Origin of the sequence: Streptomyces sp. GESEQ-4 (assembly GCF_017948455.1) — a bacterium.
In the GTDB taxonomy this organism is placed as follows: Bacteria; Actinomycetota; Actinomycetes; order Streptomycetales; family Streptomycetaceae; genus Streptomyces.
This window is the reverse complement of sequence record NZ_JAFFSU010000007.1, coordinates 318,140-336,554: the sequence shown is the minus strand read 5'-3', so window position 1 is coordinate 336,554 and position 18,415 is coordinate 318,140. Positions and strand designations below refer to the sequence as shown.

Sequence of the window (18,415 nt, the reverse complement as noted above, 5' to 3'; positions counted from 1 at the left end):
GGACCTCCTTCATGCGGCGCCGCCGCCCGCTCGGCGCCGCTGGTCCTCGACGTACCGGACGACGTCCTTCACCCAGTCCCGGTCGGTACGGAGCCTGAGGTGGGCGGCGCCCGCGCGGCGTATGGACTGCTTGATGACGGCCCGCTGCTCCAGCGCGGCGGCGGCATACCGTTCGCGCACCTTCCGTGCGTGGGTGGGGATGTCGCGCCTGCGTCCGGTCTCCGGGTCGACGACGGTGAGCAGTCCGACGTCGGGCAGCTCCAGCTCGCGCGGGTCGACGGTCTCGATGGCGAGGACCTGGTGGCGGCGGGTGGCGACGCGCAACGGCTGCTCCCAGCCGGTCTCCAGGAAGTCGGAGACGACGGCGACGAGCCCGCGTGCGGGCAGCGCGCGCAGGGCCACCAGGGCGTCGGCGAGAGTGTGTTCGGGGACGCCTTCGGTCACCCGGGGGCGTTCGAGGGCGGCGCGCAGGATGGTCAGCATGTGGTGGCGTCCGGTGCGCGGCTGGATCCGCTGGATGCCGTGCGGCCCGGTGAGCTGCGCGCCGAGCCGGTTGCCGGTCCGCTCGGTGAGGAACGCGACGGCCGCCGCCGCGCCCACCGCGAGGTCCCGTTTCTCCATGCGGGCGGTGCCGAAGTCCATGCTCGCGGAGGCGTCGAGGACGATCCAGGTGGTGAGTTCGCGGTCGGCGAGGGTGAGTCGGACGTGGGGGACGGTGGTGCGGGCGGTGGCGTTCCAGTCCATCCGGCGTACGTCGTCGCCGATGACGTACGGCCGGGTCTCCGAGACCTCGCTGCCGGGACCGGGCAGCAGGGAGGCGTGGTCGCCCTGGAGGAGTCCGTCCGGACGCCGGGTGAAGATCAACTCCAGGTGTTTCAGGGCCTGTTCGGGGGTGAGTTCGTGGAGCGTCGGGGTGCTGCCGCTCATGCCGCTTCCTCCTCGGCGGCCTGACGGGGGCTGATACGGGGCTGCTCGACCGCCGCCAGGACCTCGTCGACGATCGCGCCGGGGGCGATGCCGTCGGCGAGCGCGTCGAAGGACAGGACGAGACGGTGTGCGATGACCTCGTGCGCCAAGTCGCTGACGTCGGTGGGCAGGACGTATCCGCGGCCCCGCAGCAGGGCCAGGGCGCGGGCGGCGGCGACCAGGCCGAGCGTGGCCCGCGGTCCCGCGCCGTGCGCCAGCCTCCGCTCCGGGCCCGCCTGTTCGCGGGTCGCGCAGACCAGTCGTACGGCGTACTCGGCGACCGCGTGGTGCACGAACACCTGGTCCGCGGTGCGCTGGAGCGCGATCAGCCGCTCCGGGGTGAGGATGCGGCGGGGGCTCGGCGGGTCGACGCTCATCCGGTAGAGGATGGCGAGTTCCTCGGACTCGCTGGGCGCGGGAACCTCCACCTTGAGCAGGAATCGGTCGCGCTGGGCCTCGGGGAGACGGTAGACGCCCTCGGACTCGATCGGGTTCTGGGTGGCGAGGACGAGGAACGGCTCGGGGACGGGGATCGTGGTGCCGCCGATGGAGACCTGGTGCTCGCCCATGACCTCCAGGAGCGCGGACTGCACCTTGGCGGGGGCGCGGTTGATCTCGTCGGCGAGGACGACGTTGGCGATCACCGGGCCGGGTTCGATGTCGAACGCCTCCCGGGACGGACGGTAGATCCGCGTGCCGGTGATGTCGGAGGGGACGAGGTCGGGGGTGAACTGCAGCCGGGCGAACTCGCCTCCGGCCACATGGGCGAGGGTTTTCGCGGCCAGGGTCTTGGCTACTCCGGGCACGCCCTCCAGCAGACAGTGGCCGCGGGCCAGGATCGCGGTGAACATGCGCTCCACCATGCGGTCCTGGCCGACGATGACCCTCTTGACCTCGAACAGGGCGTGTTCGAGGACCTTGCCGGTGCCCTCCGGGGGTTCGGCGGTCACAGCGCGGACGCCGGGTCGTCGGACGGGGCGGTGCTGTCCTTGTCCGGGCAGTCGTCGTGATCCGTGACGACGAACCTCACGGTCTCGCGCGGGGCCTCGTCTCCGTCGACGGCGAGTGCGATGCCGCCTCCGGCGAGGCTGACGGTTGCCAGTGCGGCGCCGGTGACGAGGAGTTTGCGTGTACGACGTGTCATGGTCTGTGGCTCCTTCGGCCGTGGGGAACGACGTCGGGTACGGAGCCAAGACCATCAGGCGGGGGCGAAAACGGGCTTAAAGCCTAGTGTGGGGGCTGGTCGGTGGCGGTTCGCGGGTGCGGGTGCGTGGGGGCTGGTCGCGCAGTTCCCCGCGCCCCTAAGCGGCGTTGTCCAGCCGTTGGTTGCGGAGCAGGAACCATGCCGCTGCCGCCGCTGCGAGCAGCACCACCGCACCCGCGCCCGACGCCAGGGCGAGGCCGTCGACGAACGAACTGCGGGCCGCGTCCAGCATTGCCGCCGACGTTTGTGCGGGCATCCCCGACGCCGCCTCCACCGCGCCGCCCAGCGACTCGTGTGCCGCGTCCGGAGTCCCTGCCGGACCTGCAAAGCCCCTGTACACGCCCGTCACGATCGAGCCCAGCAGGGCGATTCCCAGGGCCGCGCCGAGTTCGTATGCCGTCTCGGACACCGCCGATGCCGCGCCTGCCTCCTCCTTCGGCACGCTGGAGAGGATGACGTCCGCGGTGACGGTGAAGGAGAAGCCCGCGCCGATGCCTACGACGAGCAGGGCGGCGCCGAGGAGGGGGTAGCCGGTGGACTGGTCGATGACCGTGAGGGCGGCCAGGGCGAGGCCGACTGCCGCGAGGCCGCCGGAGACGACGGTGCGTACGGAGAAGCGGCGGGCCGCGCGGCCGGCGATCAGGCCGGCGGCCACCGCGCCGATGGCGGCGGGCAGTTCGGCCAGGCCCGCCTCGAACGGGCGTCGGCCCTGGACGAGTTGCAGGTACTGCGAGAGGAAGAAGACCAGGCCGGACAGGCCGAAGATGGTCAGCAGGTCGGCCAGGACGGCCCCGCTGAAGCCGCGGTTGCGGAACAGCCGCATGTCCAGCAGGGGCGTGGGCAGGGTGAGTTGGCGCCGCACGAAGCCGTACAGCGACGCCAGGCCCAGCACGGCGGCGGCGGCCGTCTCCCAGGTGAGGCCGTGGCTCGCGGCCTCCTTCACGGCGTACACGAGCGCGACCATGCCGACGAGCGACAGTACGACGCTGAGCAGGTCCCAGGGACCGGGGTTCGGATTGCGTGACTCCGGCAGCATCTTGATGCCGACGAGGACCAGGACCGCCATCACGGGCAGGTTGATCAGGAAGACCGAGCCCCACCAGAAGTGTTCGAGCAGGAAGCCGCCCACGATCGGCCCGATCGCGGTGCCCGCGGAAGCGGTGGCGCCCCATATGCCGACCGCGAGGCTGCGTTCGCGCGGGTCGTGGAAGAGGTTGCGGATCAGGGCGAGTGTGGCCGGCATCAGCGTCGCGCCCGCGACACCGAGCAGCGCCCGGGCCGCGATCATCAGCTCCGGGGTCGTCGCGTAGGCGTTGAGCACGGATATCGCGCCGAACGCCGTGGCGCCGATGAGCAGGATGCGCTTGCGGCCGATGCGGTCGCCGAGGCTGCCCATGGAGACGAGCAGACCGGCGATCACGAACGAGTAGACGTCACCGATCCACAGGAGCTGGTTGCCCGTGGGCTTCAGATCCTCACTGATGTAGGGGGTCGCCAGGCCGAGGACGGTCGCGTCGACGGCCACCAGCAGCACGGCGAGCACGAGGACGGCCAGCGCCAGCCAACGGCCGGGGCGCTTCACCGCCTCGGTCGGGTTCGCCGGCCGCAGGGTGCTGGTCATGATTCCTCTCTCCGCAGTGCGCCGCCGAGCAACAGCTCGACGATCATGAAGGTGAAGTCGTTGGTGGCCACGCGGCCTTCGGACACCGCCCAGGCGCCGGAGGCCAGCAGGCCGTAGAGCGCCTCGGTGAGCCAGGCCGGCGTGAGGTCGATACGGAACTCGCCGGCCGCCTGACCGCGCCGGAACAGGGCCGCCACACGGTCGTCGATCCGGGTCCAGCCCTCGTTCTGCTGCCCGCCCTCGAACAGCTGGTTCTCGCTGTAAAGGAAGGCCAGCAGAGCAGCTGCCGGTTCGATCTCGCGGACGAGCCGTCTTACGGCATCGCTCGCGCCGCCTTCGTCCAGGCGGGCCCTGTCCAGCGCGGCCTCGCACTCCGCGATGCCGAGCGACTCGAGCGCCCGGACGAGCACGTCGCGCCCGGCGAACTGGCGGTGCAGCGTGGCCCTGCTGATCCCGGCGGCCTTGGCGACCTCGTCCATGGTCGCGGTGGATTTACGGGTGAGCAGGGCGGCTGCGCTGCGCAGCACGTGGTCACGGTCGACAGCCATGAGACAACCATAGCCCACGTGAGACAGCTTTGTCTCACGCAGGGCATGGCCGTCTCACGGGCTTGGTCCGCTCACGGTTTCTCAGTGCCAGGGCAGCTGCCCGCGCCGCTCCCAGTACGCGGACGGGTCCTCGACCAGCGCGGCCAGCCGGGACAGCTGAGCGTCGTCGAGGTCGACGACCGCGGCATGCAGGTTGGAGGCCAGTTGGACGACGGTCGCGGCGCCCGAGAGGACGACCCCGGCCCACGGCTGCCGCAGGATCAGCGCGAGGGCGACGGCATCGCAGCCCAGAGACGTTTCTTCGGCTACGGCCTTCAGCGCGTCCGGCGCGTGCGGTTCCGCGAGCCGTCCGTTGGCCATGGCCTCCTTGACGATCACCGTGAGTCCGGCGTCGTGGGCCTCGGCGAGGGCGGGGCCGGCGGATGTCTCCAACGCGTTGTAGGTCGACTGGACGGTACGGAAGAGGGGTTCGCCGTCGACCGTCACGGCGAGGGCGGCGCGGATGGTGTCGGCCTGGGCGGGGCCGCTGGTGGAGAAGCCGACGGTGAGGCCCTGGGCGGCGGCCTCGGCGAGCCTCGCGTGGAGTTCCTTGTCGGTGAGGGCCGGGCTGTCCGGGGTCAGGGAGTGGATCTGGTAGAGGTCGAGCCGGTCGCCGAGCAGGGCGTCGGTCTCGGCGCGCTGGCGCTCGTACGTCGTGACGCTGTGGTCCTTGACCTCGTGCGTCTCGGCGTCCGCCGTCCAGCCGGCGGTGTAGGTGTAGCCCCACTTGCTGCCGATGACTACGTCGTTCACGTCGGGGTGGGCGTTCAGCCAGTCGGCGAGGAACTCCTCGGAACGGCCGTAAGAGCGGGCCGCGTCGAAGTAGCGGACGCCTTGCGCGTAGGCGGCGTCGAGGAGTTCGTTGGTGCGGGTGCGGAGGGTGTCTACGCTGCGGTTCTCTCCGAGGTCCTGGTCTCGGCCGAGGTTGATGTAGCCGGGGCGCCCTACGGCGGCGAGGCCTAGGCCGATGTGGCAGGTGGGGGTCGTTGCTGTTGCCAGTCGGGCGAAGGGCATCGCGGGCTCCGTGGGGTCGGCTCCGTTCGGCTTCCCCACAACGTAACCCGTGATGACCTTCGCGTCAGAGCTCGGGTTGTGCGGTGCGTTGGCGAGTGCGGGTTCGTCGTGGCTTGTCGCGCAGTTCCCCGCGCCCCTGAAAAAGCGGCTTCGCCGCTTTCAGGGCGCCTAACTCTGCTTCTTGGCAGTCGCCCACGCGTGCTGCTGCGCCACGTCTGCCTTAATCTCCGCCAGTTGCACCGCCACCGCGCTCGGGGCCGTACCGCCCCGTCCGTTGCGTGAGGCCAAGGCACCCGGCACGTTCAGGACCGAGCGGACCTCGGGGGTCAGGTGGGCGCTGATCTTGGCGAACTGCTCGTCCGTCAAGTCGTTCAGTTCCTTGCCCTCGGTCTCGGCGGCCTTGACGCACTCGCCGGCGACCTCGTGGGCGACGCGGAAGGGGACGCCCTGTTTGACCAGCCACTCGGCGATGTCGGTGGCGAGGGAGAAGCCGGCCGGGGCCAGTTCTTCCATGCGGTCGCGGTGGACGGTGAGGGTGGCCATCATGCCGGTGAAGGCGGGGAGCAGGACCTCCAGTTGGTCGCAGGAGTCGAAGACCGGCTCCTTGTCCTCCTGGAGGTCGCGGTTGTACGCCAGCGGGAGCGCCTTGAGCGTGGCCATGAGGCCCGTCAGGTTGCCGATCAGGCGGCCTGACTTGCCGCGGGCCAGCTCGGCGATGTCCGGGTTCTTCTTCTGCGGCATGATCGACGAGCCCGTGGAGAACGCGTCGTGCAGGGTCACGAAGGAGAACTCCTTCGTGTTCCAGATGATGACCTCCTCGGCGATCCGGGAGAGGTTCACGCCGATCATCGCGGTGATGAAGGCGAACTCGGCGACGAAGTCACGGGACGCGGTGCCGTCGATGGAGTTGGCGGCCGACCCGTGCTCGAAGCCGAGGTCCTTCGCCACCGCCTCCGGGTCCAGGCCGAGGGAGGAGCCCGCCAGGGCGCCCGAGCCGTACGGGGATACCGCCGTGCGCTCGTCCCACTGACGCAGGCGCTCCGCGTCCCGGGACAGGGACTGGACGTGGGCCAGGACGTGGTGGGCGAAGAGCACCGGCTGGGCGTGCTGGAGGTGGGTGCGGCCGGGCATGGCCACGTCCGGGTGGGCCTCGGCGAGGCCGATCAGCGCGTCCTGAAGGTCGGCGATCAGGCCGCCGATGATGCGGGCGTGGTCCCGCAGGTACATGCGGAAGAGGGTCGCGACCTGGTCGTTGCGCGAGCGGCCGGCGCGCAGCTTGCCGCCGAGGTCGGGGCCGAGGCGCTCCAGCAGGCCGCGCTCCAGGGCGGTGTGCACGTCCTCGTCGGCGATCGTGCCGACGAACGAGCCGTCCGCCACGTCCGCTTCCAGCTGGTCGAGCCCGGCCAGCATCCGCGTCAGCTCTTCCTCGGTGAGCAGCCCCGCCTTGTGCAGCACGCGCGCGTGAGCGCGCGAACCGGCGATGTCGTAGGGCGCGAGCCGCCAGTCGAAGTGGACGGACGCGGACAGCTTCGCCAGGGCCTCGGCGGGACCGTCGGCGAAACGGCCGCCCCAGAGCCGTACGTCACCGCTGTTGCTGCTCACTTTGCTCTGCTCCTCGGAGAATCGTGAATGTGCGACCGCCTCCCCACCCTTGCAGGTGAGGAGGCGGCTGTCAGGTCGGTACGGGCGAGGCTTACGCCTGGTCCCGCTTCGCCGCGATCTTCGACGACAGGCTGTAGATGTCGATGAAGCCCTTGGCCGCGGCCTGGTCGAAGGTGTCGCCGGTGTCGTACGTGGCGAGGTTGAAGTCGTACAGCGAGGTCTCGGAGCGCCGGCCCGTGACGACCGCGCGGCCGCCGTGCAGGGTCATCCGGATGTCGCCGTTGACGTGCTGGCTGGCCTCGTCGATGAAGCCGTCCAGGGCGCGCTTGAGCGGGGAGAACCACAGGCCGTCGTAGACCAGCTCGCCCCAGCGCTGCTCGACCTGCCGCTTGTAGCGGGCGAGTTCGCGCTCGACGGTGACGTTCTCCAGCTCCTGGTGGGCCGTGATCAGCGCGATCGCGCCGGGAGCCTCGTACACCTCACGGGACTTGATGCCCACGAGGCGGTCCTCGACCATGTCGATCCGGCCGACGCCCTGGGCGCCGGCGCGCTGGTTGAGCTGCTGGATGGCCTGCAGGACGGTGACGGGCTTGCCGTCGATGGCGACCGGGACGCCCGCCTTGAAGGTGATGACGACCTCGTCGGGCTCACGCGGGAGCGCGGGGTTCTGCGTGTACTCGTAGACGTCCTCGATCGGGGCGTTCCAGATGTCCTCGAGGAAGCCGGTCTCGACGGCACGGCCGAAGACGTTCTGGTCGATGGAGTACGGGGACTTCTTGGTGGTCGCGATCGGGAGGGCCTTCTCCTCGCAGAACGCGATCGCCTTGTCCCGGGTCATCGCGTAGTCGCGGACCGGGGCGATGCACTTGAGGTCCGGGGCGAGGGCGACGATGCCCGCCTCGAAGCGGACCTGGTCGTTGCCCTTGCCGGTGCAGCCGTGGGCGACCGTGGTGGCGCCGTGCTTCTGGGCGGCGGCGACGAGGTGCTTGACGATCGTCGGCCGGGAGAGGGCCGAGACCAGCGGATAGCGGTCCATGTAGAGGGCGTTGGCCTTGATCGCCGGGAGGCAGTACTCCTCGGCGAACTCGTCCTTGGCGTCCGCGACCTCGGCCTCGACGGCACCGCACGCGAGGGCGCGCTTGCGGATCACGTCCAGGTCCTCGCCGCCCTGGCCGACGTCGACCGCAACGGCGATGACCTCGGCGCCCGTCTCCTCGGCGATCCAGCCGATGGCGACGGAGGTGTCCAGTCCGCCTGAGTAGGCGAGTACGACGCGCTCGGTCACGGGATTCTCCTCACAGTGTTCGCTGACATGCATGAGTATGCAGGAGTCTGCATGGTTCGTCAATCTCGGGGGCCCAGGAGGTGAATCGCGGATGGATTTGAACGCGGGAAATCGCTTTCCCGTATCTCTCGCCGGACGCAGGCGCCGCGTTTGTAAACGACCGAGTCGTTCGGAACCCACCGAATCGACCCTGACCCGAGTGAGGCATCCGCATGTCCAGGGCTCTTCCGAAGTACAACAAGCGACGCGTCGCGTTCATCGGCGGCGCCGCCGCGGTCGTGCTGACCGGCGCGGTGATCGCCCAGTCCGCCCTCGCCGGGGAGACGTCCAAGAGCGGCGACGGCGTCCGGACCCTCGCGGGTCCCGGCACGATCAGCTGCCCGGACGTCACCTCCGAGCTGCCCGCGATCCCGGCCTCCGCCCAGGCCGAGGTCGACAGCAACCTGGCCCAGCTGCAGACCCAGATCGACGAAGCCAACAAGCGGCTCGTCGACACCGTCGGGCAGGGCGGACCCAACTTCGTGCAGAACGCCATCCTCGGCCCGCTCGAGGACAAGCGCGTCGCCGCCCTCAACCGCATCGAGACCGCCATCGGCCGCGCGGCGGCGAAGCCGGAGGGGCTGGAGGCCTTCGCCGCCTGCAGCCTGAACGCGGGCGGCGGCGCGGGTGCGGGCGAGGAAGCCGGCGGCGGTGCGGAAGCGGGCGCCGGGGAAGAGGCCGGTGCGGGCGAGGAGGCCGGCGCCGGCGAGGAGGTCGAGGCCCCGCCGACCGAGGGAGCCGGGGACGCCGGCGACACCGGCGACGAGGCCGGGAACACCGGAGCCGGCGCGATCAGCTGCCCGGACGTCGAGTCCGAGCTGCCCGCGATCCCGGCCTCCGCCCAGGCCGAGGTCGACCGCAACCTGACGCTGCTCGACGCCCAGGTCGCGGAGGCCAACCAGCGGCTGGTCGACACCGTGGGCCAGGGCGGACCCAACTTCGTGCAGAACGCCATCCTCGGCCCGCTGGAGGACAAGCGCGTCGCCACGGTCAACCGCATCGCCACCGCCATCGGCCGTACCGCCGAGAAGCCCCAGGGCCTGGACTCCCTGGCCGCCTGCACGCTCACCCAGTGACGTGACAGGCGCTGTGGCCGCCCCGTGTGAGCGCCGGCCGGGGCGGCCACGGTCCGGCAGCCGGATCACACAACCGGATCGGGGAATTCATTAGACAGGCGAACTAACTGCGCTCATAATCGTTAGCCATGGGAAAGACTTATGAGCGCATAGACGGCAGGCTCCGCACGTTCATCGAGGAGCAGCCCCTCTTCTTCACCGCGACCGCCCCGCTCTCCGCCGACGGCACGGTCAACCTCTCCCCCAAGGGCCTCAAAGGTTCCTTCGCGGTGCTGGACGACCACACCGTGGCCTACCTCGACTTCGCCGGATCCAACGCGGAGACCGTCGCTCATCTGCGGGAGAACGGCCGGATCACTCTCATGTGGTGCGCCTTCCAGGGCCCGCCCAACATCGTCCGGGTGCACGGCAGGGGCGAGCCGGTCTTCCGCGACGACCCCCGCTTCGGGGAACTCCTCTCCCGCTTCCCGGACATCGACCCGACGCCGCACGGGCTGCGCGCGATCATCGTCGTGACGGCCGAACTCGTCCGCGACACCTGCGGTTACGCGGTGCCCTTCATGACGTACGACACGGACCGCGACCTGCACGCCAAGCGCTTCGCGCGCGAGGACGACGCCTCGCTCAGCGCCTATTTCCAGAAGAAGGATCACATCGGGACCAGCCTGGATGGCCTACCCGGGCTGCCGTTGCCGCTGCCCCCGTCTACGGTCTGAGGCATGCGCCCCGGTGTCGTCGTCGCCCTCGCCGCCTCGCCCCTCCTCCTGCTCGGTGCCGCGCCCGAGGGCGCCCCGCCGCTGCCCGCGCGGATGGCGGACACCGGCGGCGGCACCCAGCTGATCACGGCCGTGGCACCCCGGACCGGCGCCACGACCGGCACGGTCACCTGGTGGGACCTGAGCGACGGCCGCTGGGTGAAGGCGGGTTCCGCCGCCGCCCGCTTCGGCGCGAACGGCCTGGTCGAGGGCGCCACGCGCAAGCAGGGCACGAACACCACGCCGACCGGGCTGTACGGCATGCCGTACGCCTTCGGCATCAAAGCGGCGCCGCGCGGGACGACGTACACCTACCGTCCCGTGCGCCGGAACTCCTGGTGGTGCCAGGACAACGACTCGCGCTCCTACAACCGCTGGACCGAGCCCCTGGCGGCCGACTGCCGGGCCGCGGAGTCGGAGCGGCTGATCTCGTACACCACGCAGTACGACCACGCGCTCGTCGTCGACTTCAACTACCGCGAGCCCGTCCGCCACCGCGGGGCCGGGATCTTCCTGCATGTCAACGGGCGCGGGGCGACGGCCGGTTGCGTGTCGGTGCCGGCGGACGCGATGCGGCGGATCCTCCAGTGGGCCGACCCCGGCCGCAGACCGCACCTCGCGATCGGGACGACGAGCGGGCGGACGGCGATCACGCGGTACTGACCCTCCGCTCCGCCGCTGAACCGTCGTCAGGTTCCTTGTATCCCCTTCGCGTTGCTTGTCCGCGGTGCCATCATGTTGACGCCGAAACGGGGGGACTGACATGGGGCGTTCAGCACGCAGGGCACTGCTGATCGGGGTCGGGGACACATCCGCGGCACCATCGGGTGCCGAATCTCTCGACGCGGCCGTGGCCGCCGATCTCACACGGATGAAGACGGTGCTCCACGACTCGGACTACGAGGTGCGGACGCTGCACAACGCGGACGCGGGCCGCTCCCGTATCAGGGCGACCATCAGCGAAGTGGCCCGGGACATACCTGAGGGCGGCACGCTGCTGCTCTATTTCACCGGGCACGGCATCCGTGTCGGCACGGAGGACTTCCTCGTCCCGTGGGACGTGACCCCGCCCGAGGACGGGAACTGGGAGGAGCCGTACATCGACTCGCTCCTGCCGGCGAAGATCAGTCCCCTGCTCAAGAGCTGTAAGGCGGCAACGGTCCTCTGGCTCATCGACGCCTGCCGTACCGAGATGCCCGACGACGGCGTGCCCTTCGGCAACAGCATCGACAACGGCCCGCCGCACGGCGGATTCGCCGTGATGACCGGCTGCTCGCCCGGGGAACTCAGTGGCTTCACCCCCCGGGGCAGTTTCTTCACCGGAGGACTCGTCGAGGCCCTGGACTCGATGACATCCGCGCGCACCGTCCAGAGCGTCTTCACGATGGCCCGGCAGGCGGCTCAGGCCGAGGCGGACCGGCATCAGGTACGACAGCTGGCAGCCATCCGGTACGGCACCAACCTGGAGGCGGAGACCCGGGCCGCGGAGATCTGCGAGGGCCAGGAACTTCTGGAGGCCTGGCGCGACGCCGTACGGGGCTGCCCGCTGTGGAAGCGCGTCGAGCAGAGCCAGCAGGCCTGCGTACCCGGTCTGCTGCAGTCCTTGGAGACGTGGGTGAAGGGCTGCGCGGACACACTCCACACGGCCCGTAAGCGCATGCCCGAGCCGGATCCATGGGTCGACGACCTGTTCCCCATCCGTCTGCTGGGCGATCGGCTGCCGCGGCTGCTGCCGGACACCGCCACACTCTCGGCCGTGGAGGCGGCGGTCCTGGTGGCCGCCCCCTTTCTCCACGAGGCCGCCTGGGCGGACCGGCTCAGCCGTGCGGCCGAGGCCGATCCCCTGACCCTCGACCCGCAGATCCTGCCCAACGACGATCGCAGGCACTACGAGCAGGTCATCGACCAGTACGCGCGCGTGGCCCGCAAAGTGGCCGACTGCCGCGCCCGTAACCGCGCGCAGGACGCGACCACCGTGACCATGTGGCTGGTGCACCGCTGGATCGCCGAGCGCTTCGAGACGGACAGCGCCCCGGTGCCCGCCGGTCCGGCCGACGACCTCGCCTCACTGCTGCTCGGACAGGACAGGGCGGACGGCCGGGTCAAGGAGTTGTCCGAGCTGCTGTGCTCTGCCGCCGCCGCCATCGGGCTGCCCGAACCGCGCGAGGACGCGCACCCGCACGCCCGCGGCAAGGTGCTCCTCAACGGCAACCACCAGACACTGCGGATCCAGCCACTGACCGCGCTGCTGCGCCTCGCGGCCGTACTCGCCGTGGACGTGCGCACCTTCCCCGAGATCGTGGCCGAGCACCTGGCCGTGAGCGACCCGGTGCAGGCGCACCAAGTCATCGGTCTCGTCCGCCAGTTGGCCTGGGAGGAGGACCGTGACGCGCTGCATCTCGACGCGCTCTGCCAGCATCAGGCCCTGCATGCCGCTCTCACCGAGGTGGCCGAGCGGGCGGACCAGATCGCCGAGGAGGTCCTGACGCTGGCCGACACGCGGCCGGCCGCGGAGGCGGGACTGCTGGCGGCGGTGCCGAGGAAGGTCACTCCGCGAGGGGTGGGCCCTGCCCAGGTCGGCAACGTCCCGGCGTACGAGACGCCCCTGCTGCGCTTCCGCCTGGCTCAGACCGAGGTCCGCGAGCTGCTGATGGGCGAGCAGCTCTACTCCGGAGAACCCCATCTCGCCCTGCGCGAGTTGTACCAGAACGCCATGGACGCGTGCCGTTACCGTGCGATGCGCTGGAAGTACCTCACCAGCATGGGCGGGAACCCGGCCGACTGGTCCGGCCGCATCACCATCAGACAGGGCGAGGACGCCCGCGGCCGCTATGTGGAGTGCCGGGACAACGGCGTGGGCATGAGCGCCGAGCAGTTGAAGTACACGTTCACCCGGGCCGGCAGTCGCTTCGAGCAGTCGAAGGCCTTCCGCCGCGAGCAGTCGCGCTGGCTGCGCCACGACCCCGGACTACGGCTCTATCCCAACAGCCGTTTCGGTATCGGTGTGTTCAGCTACTTCATGCTCGCCGACGAGATGACCATCGTGACTCGTCAGGTCAACCAGGAGGGCATTCAGGACGATCACGCGCTCCAGGTCGACATTCCGAGCAGCGGCAGTCTTTTCCGCATCAAGCGTCACGACGGGACGGGGGACAGTCTGTCGGGCGGCGGCACTCTCGTCCGCCTGTACCTGCGCGAGGGCCCCGCGACCGACGGACTGTCGTGTGTGAAGACGCTGCGCGAGCTGGTCCGGGTCAGCGAGTTCAAACTGCGCGTGAGTGACTCGTCCGGTCTCGATCGCCCATGGGCCCCTGGCGTGCTGCACCAGGACGCCGGCGCGGTCGCCGAGGCGCTCGAAGCCGTCCCGGGCGTGCTGTGGTGGGTGCCCGGGCAGGGCGCGGTACTGTGCGACGGCATCGCCACCGATCAGCAGCCGTTCGGCTACGTACTCAACCTGACCGGTCCGCACGCGGGGCGACTCAGTGTGAACCGGAAGGAGCTCCAGGACTACGACCGTTCCTGGGCCGAGCAGAACTGGCGCGCGGGCGCCGCTGCCCTCGCGGGGTGGCCGGAGCTCACCATGGAGTGGCTCTGGCAGTTGGAAACCGACGAACTGGCCGCCGCCACCATCCTGCACAGCGAGTGGCGCGGCAAGGGGCTGACGGTGCGCAGGGGCGTGTCGGACGTCCATTCTCTCGACGCGCAGGGCTGGTTCCGTCTGGATCAGGCGATCGGCGACAGGTGGCAGGTATCCGAGCGTTTTGGAGGGGACACGGATCTCCAGTACACCGCGCCCTGGAGAGCCGCCGTCCTCGCGCTGGCCCAGGGCTCGGACACTCCGGCGCAGCCTTTGAGCCTGGAGGGATATCCGGTTCCAGAACCCGGAGACGCCGACATCTGGGGGATCGCCAATACCTGGTGGGGAGTGGTCGCGTACGCCGGACGCCGACGCTTGCCGGTGAATGAGGTGATCAAGCGGAGGCGGCGACTTCGCCCGGTCCACAAGCGGAAAGGAGCGTCGCCGGTCTCCGGAGAGGTTCCGTCCCTGGTTCCGGACCAGGATGACCGCGCCATCGTCGACGCATTCTCCAACCCGCGAAGCATCGCCTTAGACAGCTCGGAAAAGCTCTACGACCTCGGCGGCGCGGTGCTGGCGTCCGAGCGACTGGCGCTGCCGCTCGGAGAGGTGGTCCGACGGTGCGCCCGCTACGCCGTCCTGGGCCGCGAGACGCCTTGGCCTGCCGTCCCGGCGCATCACGAGGACTACGTGTGCACGGCCGACGACATCGACAGGCTGACACTGCCCAGCGATGACGTGTACAGCCCCAGCCTGCTCCGAGTGAGCACACCGGAGCAGATCCACACGACCAGCCGGAACCTGGGGCTGCCGACCTCCGAGATCCTGGCCACGCTCTCCCGCTTCGAGTGGCTCGGCTGGACCGCTCCCCCGGCTGAACAGGTCACCGCTTGGGCGGAACTCGATGCCGATGTCCAGACCGTCCTCAAGAATCGTGTCCGCGTCGACAGCGACGGGCACGACGCCCTGCCCTGGACAGCGACGTTCGACCTGGCGTCCGGTCGGGGCATCAGCCTCGCCGAGGCCGAGGAGTGCCTGGCCCACGCGGCTGCCCGTCTCGGCCTGATCCACGAGCGCCACTATGCCCAGGACTCGCTCGCGTCGCAGGTCGTCCCCACCTCCGTCGTCGTCGCACTCATCAACGACTGCATCGGAGACGGTCACCGGCTGGAGGACGGCGTGGGGCTCGAGCAGTTGGGGCGGCTGGCACGGCCATGGACCGGCGTCGAGCAGGGATTCCTCCACGCCGTCGAGCAGCTGCGCACCGCGGGCCTCGATGTCCCGGACGACCTCGGCCCCCTCCTGGCCTGGCGGGATCTCCCCTTGCGCACGCGCTTCGTCCTGTCGGGGAAGGAGGTCTCCAACGAGGCGGAGAACTGGCCCACGGACCGGCTGACCACGGCCTCCCTCTTCCAGTCCGCCGGATTCCTGCACGAATCCCTGCGCGAGGTGTGGGGGATCGCCGAGCGCGAGGCGCCCCGTTTCGGTCTGACGGTGCCGGTGCTCCCCGAGGAACTCGCCGATCACCGTCCGTCTGCCACAGAGTGCGGCGCCCTGACCGAACAGCCCCGGGCAAACAACTACTATCTGCCGAGTGTATGGGGGCCGCTCACGCCCTATTTGCTGGCCGACTTCGCGGCGGAACTCAAGATCGGCACCGCTGCGGCCTATGCACGGCTGGCGGCGCTGCGTCCCCTCGGCGCCCTGGTGCCGGATCTGTCCCGGGCCGCGTCCGCGGCGCTGCCCGACTCACCCCCCACCCGGCACGACCTGGCCGCTCTCGACCCGGATCACTGGGTGAGCGACCACAACCAGCCGCCCTCGCCCCTCGACCTGGTCAGCGTCGCCGCCCGGCTCGGCGAACCGCTCCCGGACACGGTCCGCCGCATCGAGCCCTACCTTCCCCTGTGGCCGGTCCCGGTCACGCTGCCGTCCGTGCCCGGCGTAGTCCCCTTGTGGCAGGACCTCGCCCTGCTGAGCAGACATTTCGACGGCGTACTGCCCGCTGTGGAGGGCCTGGTGACGACACGGCACATCACGCTCGCAGCGCAGGCCACCGGAGAGACCGAGGACTGGATCAGAGGGCGGCTGCGCCTGTACGCCGCCATGTTCGACCTGCGTCTGGAGGGGGACGATGCCTGAACAACCGCCCCGCAGCCACGACTTCGACGCCGAGTACGCCGCCACCGACGTCGGCCGTACCACGTTCCCCTTCACCTGGCGCGACTCCGATGACGGCCTCGGTGTCGTCGTCGAGGGCCACTGCCCCCGGTGCCATGGCAGAACACGGCGCGAGATCCGGCGCATCGTGCCCGGCACGGGGACCAAGGGGGCGCCGTCTGTGCCCTCGTGGCTCCGGTTGCGCAGGAACCCCGAAGCCGCGACGGACCAGGCGATGGACCAAGAGGTGCTGCTGGCCGAGCGGTACTTCTGTGCCTGTGGGCACCCCCATCCGAACCGGCCGTCCGACGGTCACGCGGGCCGAGTGGGCTGCGGCGCCAGCTGGGTACTCGGCGCCCTCGCGAGGATCGGGGCCCGGTGAGCCTGGAGTCCGACGAGCGGTGGGACCTGCTCGCCGATGAACTGGAGTTCACGCAGCTCGGTGAGTTGCGCAGACAGGCCGAGGGCTGGCGCTCCGGTCTCACCGGCCTGGCCGCTCTGCTCACTGTCCTGGTGGTGCTCAAGGGCAGGGACGATCTGGCCCAGCTCCCGACAGCGGCGGGGAACATCGCCTCCGGGCTGATCGCTCTGGCGTTCCTGCTCCTGGTCGCCGGTTCCGTCCTGGCGACCCGTGCCGCGCACGGCCGGATGGATGAGAGATCCAGGCTGATCGGCGGTCAGGGTCTAAAGCGCTGGACCACGCGTGAGATCGGCCGGGTCACGCGATCTCTGCGCCTGGCCGCTCTGTGCTGCTGTGCCGGGATCGTGCTCGCGGCCGCGGCGATCGCCGTCGCCTGGTCGACGACCGAGTCGGCTCCGGATCATCTGGTCCGGGTCGGAACGACCACCGGTGACCGGTGCGGAGCCTTCCTGGCCTCGGGGCCCGATGCCGTCGTACTCGGCATCGAGGGGAAGGGCGGCGACCGTGAGCGGGTCACCCTGCCCGACACCGTCGCGACGTCGGTGACACCCGTCTCCTCCTGCCCCGCGCAAGGGTAGGGCGCCGTGCGGGACCGGCGACGGTCACTGCGAGTCGCTTCCGGCACACGGGACTCGAGGAGCGGCTGAACACACTGCCGTCGCGGCACGTATCTGTGGGCCAAGGCCACAGCCCGTTCTCACGGAGGAACCGTGACCACCACGCTCGCAAGCGGCCGCGCCGCCCGCCGCCAGACGATGCGCCGCATTCGTCCGCGCCGCTCCCCGGCGACCCTCTTGCTGCTCGCCGTGTGGGCGGGCGCGGCCGGAGTGATCTGGCTGTGGTGGAGCAACACCCCGTCCATCGGCGACACCACCGGCAAGATCATCGCCGCGGGCCGGATCACCGGTCTGCTCGCCGGCTACCTGATGGCGCTGGTCGTGCTGCAGATGGCCCGGGTGCCCGCGCTGGAGCGCCGGGTCGGCTCGGACCGGGTGGCGCGCTGGCATGCGATGAGCGGCCGCTACACGCTCAGCCTGACCGTCGCCCATATTTTCCTGATCATGTGGGGCTACGCCCGCCAGGCCGGCAAGGACCTCGGCTACATCGCCCAGCAGACGGTCGACTCCGTCAACCAGCTGCCGGACATGGGCAAGGCCGCCATCGGCACCGGTCTGCTGTTCTTCATCGGGATCATCTCCATCGGCGGAATCCGCCGGATGATTCCGTACGACACCTGGTACCACGTCCATCTGCTGACGTACGCGGCGGTGTTCCTCGCCTTCTGGCACCAGCTCAGCACCGGCAACGAGTTCGCCGTCGAGCCCCTCGCGAAGACCGCCTGGTACGGGCTGTACGGCACGGTGACGGCGCTGGTGATCTGGTACCGGATCCTCACCCCGATCCGGCTGAACATGCGCCACCGCTTGCGGGTCGAGGCGGTCATCGAGGAGACGCCCGGGATCGTGTCCGTGCTGATCGGCGGCCGGAAGCTGCACCGGATGGGCGCGGAGGCGGGCCAGTTCTTCCGCTGGCGGTTCCTGGCGCCGGGCATGCGGTTCAGCTCGCACCCGTACTCGCTGTCGGCGGCGCCGCGGCCGGACATGCTGCGGATCACGGTGAAGGCGATCGGCGACCACAGCGAACGCCTGCGGGAGCTGACGCCCGGCACACGCGTGTGGGCCGAGGGCCCGTACGGCGCGCTGACCGCCCAGCGCCGCAGCCGCGGCAAGGTGCTGCTGGTCGCCGGCGGGGTCGGCATCACGCCGATGCGGGCGCTGTTCGAGACACTGCCGGGCGCCTCCGGTGACATCACGCTGCTCTACCGGGCCAACAGCACCCAGGACCTGGCCCTCTGGGACGAGCTGGCCGCCATCGCCGACGAGCGGGGCGCCCGGCTGATGTACGCCGTCAACTCCCCGGACGGGGAACGCCCGGACATCTCGGCGGAGCGGTTGCGCCAGAAGCTGCCGGACATCGACGAGCACGACGTGTTCCTGTGCGGGCCGCCCGGCTTCGCGCAGGGCGTGTACGACGCACTGCGCGGCGCGGGCGTCCCCGCCCGCCGTATCCATCACGAGTCGTTCGAGATGTGACGACGGGAAACATCA

15 protein-coding genes are annotated in these 18,415 nt (G+C 70.4%); 7 read left to right on the top strand and 8 right to left on the bottom strand.

Translation table 11 applies throughout. The features are described from left to right. Nucleotides 1-9 precede the first annotated feature (9 nt). The 8 genes from KCH48_RS17090 to KCH48_RS17055 all read right to left on the bottom strand — a co-directional run bounded on the left by KCH48_RS17090 (nt 10) and on the right by KCH48_RS17055 (nt 8,279). The gene (locus KCH48_RS17090; RefSeq protein WP_210574994.1) at nt 10-927 is read right to left on the bottom strand and encodes a DUF58 domain-containing protein; all 918 of its coding nucleotides are present in this window, start codon (nt 925-927) and stop codon (nt 10-12) included. Further along, nucleotides 924-1,916: an AAA family ATPase gene (locus KCH48_RS17085; protein ID WP_307840896.1), complete on the bottom strand. Its 993-nt coding sequence runs from the start codon at nt 1,914-1,916 to the stop codon at nt 924-926. The genes KCH48_RS17090 and KCH48_RS17085 overlap by 4 nt, the downstream gene beginning before the upstream one ends. Next, nucleotides 1,913-2,110, bottom strand: coding sequence for a hypothetical protein (locus tag KCH48_RS17080; protein ID WP_210574993.1), 198 nt, complete (start codon nt 2,108-2,110; stop codon nt 1,913-1,915). Before KCH48_RS17080 ends, KCH48_RS17085 begins: the two co-directional genes overlap by 4 nt. 157 nt (nt 2,111-2,267) lie before the next feature. Next, nucleotides 2,268-3,791 carry an MFS transporter gene (locus tag KCH48_RS17075; RefSeq protein WP_210574992.1) on the bottom strand — a complete coding sequence of 508 codons (1,524 nt, stop codon included), beginning with the start codon at nt 3,789-3,791 and terminating at the stop codon, nt 2,268-2,270. Beyond that, the gene (locus tag KCH48_RS17070) at nt 3,788-4,339 is read right to left on the bottom strand and encodes a TetR/AcrR family transcriptional regulator (protein WP_210574991.1); all 552 of its coding nucleotides are present in this window, start codon (nt 4,337-4,339) and stop codon (nt 3,788-3,790) included. The genes KCH48_RS17075 and KCH48_RS17070 overlap by 4 nt, the downstream gene beginning before the upstream one ends. A gap of 81 nt (nt 4,340-4,420) precedes the next feature. Next, nucleotides 4,421-5,392, bottom strand: coding sequence for an aldo/keto reductase (locus tag KCH48_RS17065; protein ID WP_210574989.1), 972 nt, complete (start codon nt 5,390-5,392; stop codon nt 4,421-4,423). A gap of 168 nt (nt 5,393-5,560) precedes the next feature. After that, a complete protein-coding gene (gene argH, locus KCH48_RS17060; RefSeq protein ID WP_210574987.1) occupies nt 5,561-6,994 on the bottom strand; it encodes an argininosuccinate lyase in 1,434 nt (477 codons plus the stop codon). A gap of 91 nt (nt 6,995-7,085) precedes the next feature. Beyond that, a complete protein-coding gene (locus KCH48_RS17055) occupies nt 7,086-8,279 on the bottom strand; it encodes an argininosuccinate synthase (protein WP_210574985.1) in 1,194 nt (397 codons plus the stop codon). A 212-nt stretch (nt 8,280-8,491) separates the two neighbouring features. On the opposite strand from KCH48_RS17055, the gene KCH48_RS17050 reads away from it, so the two are divergent. From KCH48_RS17050 to KCH48_RS17020, 7 genes are all read left to right on the top strand, one after another. Continuing rightward, a complete protein-coding gene (locus tag KCH48_RS17050) occupies nt 8,492-9,394 on the top strand; it encodes a hypothetical protein (RefSeq protein WP_210574983.1) in 903 nt (300 codons plus the stop codon). Nucleotides 9,395-9,522: 128 nt separating this feature from the next. Next, the gene (locus KCH48_RS17045; protein WP_210574982.1) at nt 9,523-10,110 is read left to right on the top strand and encodes a pyridoxamine 5'-phosphate oxidase family protein; all 588 of its coding nucleotides are present in this window, start codon (nt 9,523-9,525) and stop codon (nt 10,108-10,110) included. A gap of 3 nt (nt 10,111-10,113) precedes the next feature. After that, nucleotides 10,114-10,812, top strand: a complete 699-nt coding sequence (locus tag KCH48_RS17040) for a L,D-transpeptidase (protein ID WP_210574979.1) — start codon at nt 10,114-10,116, stop codon at nt 10,810-10,812. Between the two features lie 100 nt (nt 10,813-10,912). Next, complete coding sequence (locus tag KCH48_RS17035) at nt 10,913-15,868, top strand: caspase family protein (protein ID WP_210574977.1); 4,956 nt, start codon at nt 10,913-10,915, stop codon at nt 15,866-15,868. Next, nucleotides 15,861-16,268 (top strand): hypothetical protein, encoded by a 408-nt coding sequence (locus KCH48_RS17030; protein ID WP_210574976.1) that lies wholly within the window; start codon nt 15,861-15,863, stop codon nt 16,266-16,268. Before KCH48_RS17035 ends, KCH48_RS17030 begins: the two co-directional genes overlap by 8 nt. Next, on the top strand, nt 16,265-16,885 hold the full coding sequence (locus KCH48_RS17025) for a hypothetical protein (RefSeq protein WP_210574974.1): 621 nt from the start codon (nt 16,265-16,267) through the stop codon (nt 16,883-16,885). Before KCH48_RS17030 ends, KCH48_RS17025 begins: the two co-directional genes overlap by 4 nt. A gap of 132 nt (nt 16,886-17,017) precedes the next feature. Then, entirely contained in the window at nt 17,018-18,400 is a 1,383-nt protein-coding gene (locus KCH48_RS17020; RefSeq protein WP_210574972.1) for a ferric reductase-like transmembrane domain-containing protein, read from the top strand. Nucleotides 18,401-18,415: the final 15 nt, after the last annotated feature.

What these genes read in the sequence shown, in the direction of transcription:
- KCH48_RS17040 (WP_210574979.1), top strand. Translation starts at nt 10,114, where the DNA reads ATGCGCCCCGGTGTCGTCGTCGCCCTCGCCGCCTCGCCCCTCCTCCTG.
- KCH48_RS17075 (WP_210574992.1), bottom strand. Translation starts at nt 3,791, where the DNA reads ATGACCAGCACCCTGCGGCCGGCGAACCCGACCGAGGCGGTGAAGCGC.
- KCH48_RS17045 (WP_210574982.1), top strand. Translation starts at nt 9,523, where the DNA reads ATGGGAAAGACTTATGAGCGCATAGACGGCAGGCTCCGCACGTTCATC.
- KCH48_RS17035 (WP_210574977.1), top strand. Translation starts at nt 10,913, where the DNA reads ATGGGGCGTTCAGCACGCAGGGCACTGCTGATCGGGGTCGGGGACACA.
- KCH48_RS17030 (WP_210574976.1), top strand. Translation starts at nt 15,861, where the DNA reads ATGCCTGAACAACCGCCCCGCAGCCACGACTTCGACGCCGAGTACGCC.
- KCH48_RS17090 (WP_210574994.1), bottom strand. Translation starts at nt 927, where the DNA reads ATGAGCGGCAGCACCCCGACGCTCCACGAACTCACCCCCGAACAGGCC.
- KCH48_RS17050 (WP_210574983.1), top strand. Translation starts at nt 8,492, where the DNA reads ATGTCCAGGGCTCTTCCGAAGTACAACAAGCGACGCGTCGCGTTCATC.
- KCH48_RS17080 (WP_210574993.1), bottom strand. Translation starts at nt 2,110, where the DNA reads ATGACACGTCGTACACGCAAACTCCTCGTCACCGGCGCCGCACTGGCA.
- KCH48_RS17070 (WP_210574991.1), bottom strand. Translation starts at nt 4,339, where the DNA reads ATGGCTGTCGACCGTGACCACGTGCTGCGCAGCGCAGCCGCCCTGCTC.
- KCH48_RS17065 (WP_210574989.1), bottom strand. Translation starts at nt 5,392, where the DNA reads ATGCCCTTCGCCCGACTGGCAACAGCAACGACCCCCACCTGCCACATC.